This window comes from Acetobacter sp. UBA5411 (assembly GCF_002409645.1).
GTDB lineage: Bacteria > Pseudomonadota > Alphaproteobacteria > Acetobacterales > Acetobacteraceae > Acetobacter.
Genome location: NZ_DHNR01000041.1, coordinates 191537 through 199740 on the forward strand (window position 1 = coordinate 191537; position 8204 = coordinate 199740).

Genomic DNA, 8204 nt, shown 5'->3' on the forward strand with positions numbered 1-8204 from the left:
GGCGATGCGATTGTCGGTTTTCTGGAGCAGGGAGCTTCCGGCGCGCAGTTGGGAACGCGTTTTGCCGCTGCAGAGGAAAGCATCGCTCATCCACGTTTCAAGGAGGCGTTCATCCGTGCTGCTGCCCGTGATGCGACGACTTCGGTGCAGCTTGATCCCCGCTTCCCCGTCATTCCGGTTCGTGGGCTGGTGAATGAAGGAAGCAAGAATTTCCTTGCACATCAGGCGGAGACGCTTCGACGGTTTCAGGCGGAAGAACTGACCAAAGAGGAAGCGCAGCTTGAAATCGAGCATTTCTGGGCTGGCGCATTGCGCCGGGCCGTGATTGACGGTGATGTCGAGACCGGATCGGTCATGGCCGGACAGTCGGTTGGCATGGTAAAGACCATCCAGCCGGTGAAGGACATCATCGAAGAACTCGTCCAGCAGGCAGTTGGCGCTCTGGCACAGCGGGGCGCTCGTCGAGGAGAGTGAATGAGCGTGGAGACCTCGAAGCGAATCGAGGAAGACACAATGGAAGAGGGCGGACAGCAGGACACTGCGCAGACCCCTGATCAGAATCCTGATCAGACTGCGGAGGCCTCCCGTGCGTGGTCTGCGCCATTGCCTGATTTTCATTCTCTTGGCGTGGGACACGCGCTGAAAATACGTCGCGAAACGCTCGGCTGGTCCTTACCCGATGTCGCGGCGTGGCTCTGCATCAAACAATCCTATCTTGAGGCTCTGGAGCATGATCGGGCGGACACCATTCCGGCCGGTGTCTATGCGTTGGGCTTTCTGCGCACTTATGCCGCAGCACTGGGTTTCCCCGCCGAGGCGATGGTTGCCCGTTTCAAGCGTGAAGTCCGGAATGTCGCGAAAAAACCTGAGCTGACATTCCTCACTCCCGAGCCTGAGCGTACGGTTCCTGCGAGCGCCTTCGTGCTGGCGGGTCTGTTTGTCATCGTGCTGGCTTATGTTGGCTGGTATGAAATGGGCGGCCATGAGCCGGTTCATCTGGAGAAAGTTCCGTCGGTCGCCAGTGTGATGCCGGGTGTGAACAGTGCGGCATCTCCTTCTCCGCAGATTGCGACGGTGATGCCGGATGCGGCCCCTTCAGTGCTGAACGGCAGTGCGCCTCCGACTCTTCTGGCAGCACAGCCTGACGCGTCCAGCCATGTCAGCGCGGATGAGTTTGCTAAAGCTGTGACCATGCCGCCGGAACCGTCTTCTGCTGCATCCGGTTCGGTGGGGCAGACTTCTTCGGAAAATGCGGCTGGAGAAAATGGGCTGGCGTCGCCCGAAATCCCGGCTCCTCCAAAAGCGGCTGAAATCAGGGCAACGGCCAAAAGCTGGATTCAGGTGAAGACCGCCGACGGCAAGGTTGTGTACGACCACATCATGGAACCCGAGGAGACCTGGGAGTTTCCAAAGGAAGGCGCGCCGTTCACTCTGACCGTCGGGAATGCGGGCGGTGTGGTGTTGGCTGTCGACAATGTGGTGACCCAGCCGCTGGGAAAGGATGGGGCGGTCAGGCGCAATATTTCAGTCAGCGATGATGCGATCCGTGATGGCAGCGTTGCGGCACTGGCACCAAAAGCAGGCGATACCGCAATGTCCCCCGCGGTGGTGCCGGACGATGCCGCTTCTGCGGAGGACAAGCCCCCGATTCCCCTTCCTCCGCCACCTGTGGTAAAGCCACGGGTGTTGCGTCCGAGATCAGCGCCGCCGGAAAAAGAACTTTCCGCGGATGATCTGAATGCGCGCCAGTTGAAAAATATGGGCGATCCCCGCTGATGCGCCCTACAGGAAATGACCTGCCTGTTAATGTCACGCACTCCGGTCAGGGCTTGCGCTCTGGCTTTCGGATGACAAATTTGGCAGGAAGACCCGGAACAGATACCGAGGCGTGCTTTTTCAGCCTCGACCTTCGTCCCGACAGGAGGATTGAACGATGAGTGGCTACAGGCCCTATCAGTATATTGAACGCCGCAAGTCGCGTCAGATTCACGTCGGCAAGGTCGCGGTCGGTGGTGATGCGCCGATTTCGGTCCAGACGATGACCAACACCCTGACCAGCGACGCCCAGGCGACGATCGAGCAGATCCGTCGCGCTGAACTCGCCGGTGTGGACATTGTGCGCGTGTCTTGCCCCGATGAGGAAAGCACCGCTGCTCTCCACGAGATCGTGCGTGAAGTGAATGTTCCCATCGTCGCGGACATCCACTTCCACTACAAGCGCGCCATCGAAGCGGCGAAAGCCGGTGCGGCCTGCCTGCGTATCAACCCTGGCAACATCGGCAGCGCCGAGCGTGTCCGTGAGGTTGTGAACGCCGCGAAGGACCATAACTGCTCCATCCGTATCGGCGTGAACGCCGGTTCGCTGGAAAAGCACCTGCTTGAGAAATACGGTGAACCAAACCCCGACGCGCTGGTCGAAAGCGCTCTGGAGCACGCCAAGATCCTTGAGGATCATGACTTCCACGAGTTCAAGATCAGCGTGAAGGCATCAGATGTCTTCCTTGCTGTTGCAGCGTATCAGCAGCTTGCCGATGCGTGCGATCACCCGCTGCATATCGGCATCACCGAGGCCGGCAGCCGTCGCGCCGGAACGGTGAAGTCCTCCATCGGTCTTGGAAATCTGCTGTGGGCGGGTGTGGGTGACACGATGCGCGTTTCTCTTTCCGCTGAGCCGGAAGAGGAAGTGCTGGTTGGCTGGGACATCCTGAAGTCCCTCGGCCTGCGTCATCGCGGTGTGAAGATCATTTCCTGCCCGTCCTGTGCGCGTCAGGGCTTCAACGTCATCCAGACGGTGCAGACGCTGGAAGATCGCCTCGCACACATCAAGACACCACTGACCCTGTCCATCATCGGTTGCGTGGTGAACGGTCCGGGTGAGGCGCTGATGACTGACCTCGGCGTGACCGGCGGCGGTTCGGGTCGTCACATGGTCTACTCGTCCGGCAAGCAGGACCACACGGTGCCAGCCAACGACATGATTGAACACATCGTTGGTCTTGTTGAAGAGCGTGTAGCGAATATCGAAGCCGAGGAAGCCAAGGAAAAGGCGGAAGGTATTGACCTGCCGCTGCCTGACCTCGCCAGCGCGAAATAAAAACTCAGGTCCCGGAGGCGTCTGTCTTCGGGACAGTCTATGAGAGATGTCATTACGGCCATCAGGCGTTTCCGTCTGATGGCCGGTTGACGTCCTGAAGCCATTTTTTTTCGGAGTCCTGTCCTTATGAGCGCCATCAGACCCGTTCGTGGTACCCACGATCTGATTGGAGAGGACCAGCGTCGTCACGCTCATGTGGTGGAGACGGCGCGACGCGTCACGGCTCTGTATGGCTTTGAAGAATGGGTAACACCGGTTTTTGAGGAGACGGGGGTATTTTCCCGTTCTCTCGGTGACACGTCGGATGTCGTGTCCAAGGAAATGTATACCTTCGAGGACCGCGGCGGGGATTCCCTGACGCTCCGTCCGGAAGGAACGGCCGCCATCTGCCGCGCACTGGTCACCAATGGACTGACACAGTCGCTGCCGCAGAAAGTGTTCTACGCGGGTCCGATGTTCCGCTATGAGCGGCCCCAGAAGGGGCGTTACCGACAGTTTCATCAGATCGGCGCTGAGCTGATCGGTCCCGGTGAGCCGATGGCAGACGCCGAAGCGATCACCATGGGGCGCGACGTGCTGGCGGCTCTGGGTATTGTGGATGATGTCGTTCTGGAACTGAACACGCTCGGTGATGCGGAAAGCCGCGCTGCTTGGCGTGACGGGCTGGTGGCCTATTTCTCGGACTTCCGCGATCGTCTTTCCGAGGACAGCCGGAATCGTCTGGAGCGCAATCCGTTGCGTATTCTCGATAGCAAGGCACCAGAAGACCGGGAATTGGTGGCTGACGCGCCGATGCTGGCGTCCTTTTTGAACGATGCCTCCCGCCGCTTCTGGGACGATCTCCGCGAAGGCCTCCAGATGTTTGGCGTCGCCTATACCGAAAATCCCCGTATCGTTCGTGGCCTCGACTATTACAGCCACACGGCGTTCGAGTTTGTAACCACCAACCTTGGTACACAGGGCACCGTCCTTGCTGGCGGACGGTATGATGGTCTTGTGTCGGAAATGGGTGGACCTCAGACGCCGGCGATCGGCTGGGCGGGCGGCATTGAGCGTCTGGCCATGTTGCTGGATGCGGCTCCCGCCGTGCAGCAGCCTGTCGCGGTGATCCCGGTCGGCGATGGAGCGCAGGAAGCCGCGGTCCGTGCTCTTGCAGCATTGCGGGCCGGTGGCATCCGGGCTGAGATGGCTTATCGCGGCAATCTGAAAAAACGCATGGAGCGCGCCAACAAGACCAATGCGTCCCATGTCGTGATCATCGGCGAGACCGAAGTGACTGCGGGAACGGTGCAACTCCGTGATCTTGCCACCGGCCTGCAGAATGAAGTGGCGGCATCGGCTCTGGTTCAAGCCATCCGCCAGTCTGGAGACGTTCGCGCGTGAATCTCGACGACCGGCTTGATCGTATTGTTGCTCGCAGTGAGGAACTCGAAGCGCTACTGGCAAGCGGTGTAACGGGAGAAGATTTCACGCGGGCTTCCCGTGAGTACGGTGAAATCGAGCCTCTGGTCGCGAGGATCAATGCCCTTCGCGCAGTTCAGGCTGAAGAGCAGGATCTGAAGCAGCTTCTTGATGATCCGGAAATGAAGGCGCTGGCGGAAAGCGAGCTTCATGAGGTGAAGGATCGTATCGGGACACTTCAGCAGGATGTCCGGCTGGCGATGCTGCCCAAGGATGCGGCTGACGAACGCAGCGCCATTCTTGAAATACGACCCGCTGCGGGAGGGGATGAGGCGGCACTGTTCGCATCAGAGTTGTTCGGCGCTTACCGACGTTACGCTGATCTTCGTGGCTGGAAATTCGAGGTCATGGAGTATGACGAGAGCGAACTTGGCGGTCTGCGTGAAGGTATTGCGACCATCAGTGGGAAGGGCGTTTTTGCGCGCCTGAAGTATGAATCCGGGGTTCATCGCGTGCAGCGTGTGCCAGCCACGGAAAGTCAGGGGCGTATTCATACTTCCACAATCACCGTTGCCGTTCTGCCGGAAGCGGAAGAAGTGGATGTGCAGATTGATGAAAAAGATCTGCGTATCGACGTTTACCGCGCTTCCGGGGCAGGGGGGCAGCACGTCAACAAGACGGAAAGCGCCGTGCGGATCACGCATCTGCCGACAGGCGTTGTCGTGGCAATGCAGGAAGAGAAAAGCCAGCACAAGAACCGCGCAAAGGCTATGAAGATTCTGCGGTCCCGCCTTTATGAACAGCAGCGTGTCAGCCTTCACGAGTCCCGGGCCGCCGATCGGAAATCTCAGGTGGGAACGGGCGATCGCTCCGAACGGATCCGGACCTATAATTTTCCGCAGGGTCGTGTGACCGATCATCGCATCGGGCTGACGCTCCACAAGATTGACCGGGTGATGCTGGGCGAGCTTGATGAGATTGTTGACGCTCTGATTCAGGAAGATCAGGCAGAGCAACTCGCGGCCGCTGGTCTGTAATTCTATAAAATCTTTATCAGTTAGAAGATGAAGCTATGTTTTAACTGAATGCTAACAGTGTTGGTTCTAATATCCTGCTATTGGGGTTCATAAAGCAGGTTGATTTCATTGCTATATTTTCCTTGCGCTCCAGCAGTGCAGTCGCAAAAGAAATCGGGTTGTTTTCATCCCTCCCATAAGAGCAAGGCAGCCTTCTGGAATAGTATAGCTTCGTCTTTTAAATTGGTTGCTGTTTTGGCTAGTCTTTCGGTGTTCTGTGCGGCTCCAGTCTCAGCGCAGACGGTCCGTTTTTTTAACGGACAGGCCGGCCTTTCTGATGCTTCACGAAATATCTTCGCTCAAGATTCTGATGGTTTTTTCTATATTGGAAATAAAACCGGATTGTATGTCAGTTCTGGTGGTGAGTTTACCCGGATCGACAAGCCTGATGGAACTCCTTTCAAAGATACTGCAGCGATTGCGGGGGGAGCCGATGGTAGCATTCTTATTGCTGCCGATAGAGAATTATGGCTGAAAACTAAAAGCGGTTTTAAAAAAATACCGTTTCAGTTTGACAGCAGGATAGCTCTAGCTGCCGATGGGTTGGATTTTATTGTCCTGTCTGGCGATGGGCCCGCTCGAAATGGAGGTATCTGGCGGCTATATCGTCGCCAGAAAGCAGAGCCGGTATTTGTATCGCTTGTAAAAAATCATGCGGACAGTCAGGTCCCATCCACAAATCCGCTGGAAACTGAAGCCCTTTCGGTCATGGCTTCGGAAGCGAAAAGTGTTTGGGTAGGCTGTGGAGGTGCTCTCTGTCGCTATCGGGACGGTGGCGTCGACACCTTTGATGAACGTCGGGGAGTGCCGCATGAAATCTGGCGGGCGCTAGCTATTTCTCCGGATGGTTCACTGATTGCCCGCAGTGTCGGAAAACTGGTGATCATTGCAGGGAATGGTGGAGTTCATGTGGAAGATATTCCCTATGAACTGTCGGAATATTTCAGAGAAAGACCTTCTGAAATTTTTCTATCCCGAATGACCGATGGGTCCTTGGTGACACCAGGACGGGGAGCGCTTGTTGTTCGGTCTTCTGCTGGGCACTGGGATGAGATGGACTGGCCTTCCGGCTATTCTCCTCAGGCGATTTCAAGTGCTTTTATCGACCGGGAATATGGCCTGTGGCTGGATAGTCCAGGACGTGGTCCTGTCCGTATTGCGGGCTTTCCATTCTGGCAGGTTTTTCCTCACGGAAATGATGTGTCTCCGGTGCATGTGTCTGGAGTAAGACACGATGCAGCGGGTAATTTCTGGATTGCAGCTGAAAACGGTCTTTTTGAATATGCGGCGTCATCATCTGGTCATGATGGTGATCGTCTCCTGAAACACATTGAGCTTAAAAATATCACTTCTCTTCTGCGTACTGGCGATGGAGCGCTCTGGACAGCCGAAAAGGGAAAGGGGTTGATCCGGATAGACCCTGTCAGCGGTCAGGTCAGAACCCTGCCTTCTCCCGAGCCGGTGACTGGGACGCTGATTCTCGATAGCGGTGGACGAATATGGGTGGGGACCGTTTCTGGTCTTATACGGATAGATGATCCGCTACGTTATGCTGCTCATTTGCCGACAATATTCGCATTACAAAATCGCCGTATCAATGCGTTGTGCTTTGATCAGTTTGGACGACTTCTTGTTTTGACTGATAGTGTTCTGTTTCAGCAGACAGCGGAAGAGAACATTTTTGATCCTCGGGTTGATCTGGAAAGTTTTGACATCGGGTATGGCAGTGCCATGACTGTAGGAATGTCCAATGATATCTGGATATCAGGAACCAAGGGAAGCATCAGAAAGATATTTCTTCCGGAAGATGGTTCCCCTGTCGTGTCCGTACTGAATGGTGGTCCAAAAGATTCCCGATCTACAACGATTTTTCGCGATAGCCGGGGATGGATCTGGCTGGGCGGCTCTCATGGATTGGATGTTTCGACCCCCAATAATTGGTCCCATTTTGATTTGACGAATGGGCTAATTTCCAGCCGTATTCTTCCCGGTTCAATCAATGAAGATGACGATGGATCACTCTGGTTCGGTACGGAGAACGGACTTAATCACCTCAGGGAGCCAGGCTCTCTTCCAACTTTACCGGATTTGCACACTGTTTTTCTTTCTGCATGGTTGGATAATATAGATCTTCTGGGAAAAGAACGTTTCTGGCCTGATGGTGACAGAAAGCTTTCTCTTCAATTTGTTGCCCCAACTTTTACAGGAAATAGAGAGATTAAATATCAATATCAACTACTGGGTATTGATCCTGAAACCAGATACTCTTCGACGAATTTTATAAATTATAATGATATCAAAGGAGAAAAAATCGCTTTTACGGTTCAGGCACAGGACCTCCTTAATTACCGTTCTGCGAGTAGTGCCATTTTATCTGCACGTTCTTCAGGTCTGAAAGTATCAGGTTTCAAAGGGATATTATGGTGGGCTTTACTGTCGTTTTTTTCAGTGGCGCTTCTTGGTGCCATTTTGTACCGAAGAATAAAACTTTTGAGGCAAAAGAATTTCGAAGCTGCCGTGCGAGGACGTACTCGTGTGATGGAAGAAATGCAGACACAGCTTTTGCATCAGTCACGTGTCGACGGTTTGACAGGATTATTTAATCGTCGAAGTGCTCTTGATGAGCTTGATGA

General features: G+C 55.1%; 6 protein-coding genes. All 6 read left to right on the forward strand.

Annotated features, from left to right (window positions below):
* A partial coding sequence (locus tag B3759_RS15590; RefSeq protein ID WP_291367346.1) for an NAD(P)H-dependent flavin oxidoreductase occupies positions 1-474 on the forward strand: 474 nt, incomplete at its 5' end.
* Complete coding sequence (locus B3759_RS15595) at positions 475-1776, forward strand: helix-turn-helix domain-containing protein (protein ID WP_291367348.1); 1302 nt, start codon at positions 475-477, stop codon at positions 1774-1776.
* A 157-nt stretch (positions 1777-1933) separates the two neighbouring features.
* Positions 1934-3094, forward strand: coding sequence for a flavodoxin-dependent (E)-4-hydroxy-3-methylbut-2-enyl-diphosphate synthase (gene ispG, locus B3759_RS15600; RefSeq protein WP_291367350.1), 1161 nt, complete (start codon positions 1934-1936; stop codon positions 3092-3094).
* Positions 3095-3220: 126 nt separating this feature from the next.
* Positions 3221-4477, forward strand: a complete 1257-nt coding sequence (hisS, locus tag B3759_RS15605; protein WP_291367352.1) for a histidine--tRNA ligase — start codon at positions 3221-3223, stop codon at positions 4475-4477.
* Positions 4474-5532, forward strand: a complete 1059-nt coding sequence (gene prfA / locus B3759_RS15610) for a peptide chain release factor 1 (RefSeq protein ID WP_291367354.1) — start codon at positions 4474-4476, stop codon at positions 5530-5532. Before hisS ends, prfA begins: the two co-directional genes overlap by 4 nt.
* A gap of 135 nt (positions 5533-5667) precedes the next feature.
* Positions 5668-8204, forward strand: a 2537-nt coding sequence (locus B3759_RS15615; RefSeq protein WP_291367355.1) for a ligand-binding sensor domain-containing protein, incomplete at its 3' end; no start/stop codon positions are given.

Bases quoted from the DNA above. Each gene is read 5' to 3' on its own strand.
- B3759_RS15595 (WP_291367348.1), top strand. From the start codon at position 475: ATGAGCGTGGAGACCTCGAAGCGAATCGAGGAAGACACAATGGAAGAG.
- ispG (WP_291367350.1), top strand. From the start codon at position 1,934: ATGAGTGGCTACAGGCCCTATCAGTATATTGAACGCCGCAAGTCGCGT.
- hisS (WP_291367352.1), top strand. From the start codon at position 3,221: ATGAGCGCCATCAGACCCGTTCGTGGTACCCACGATCTGATTGGAGAG.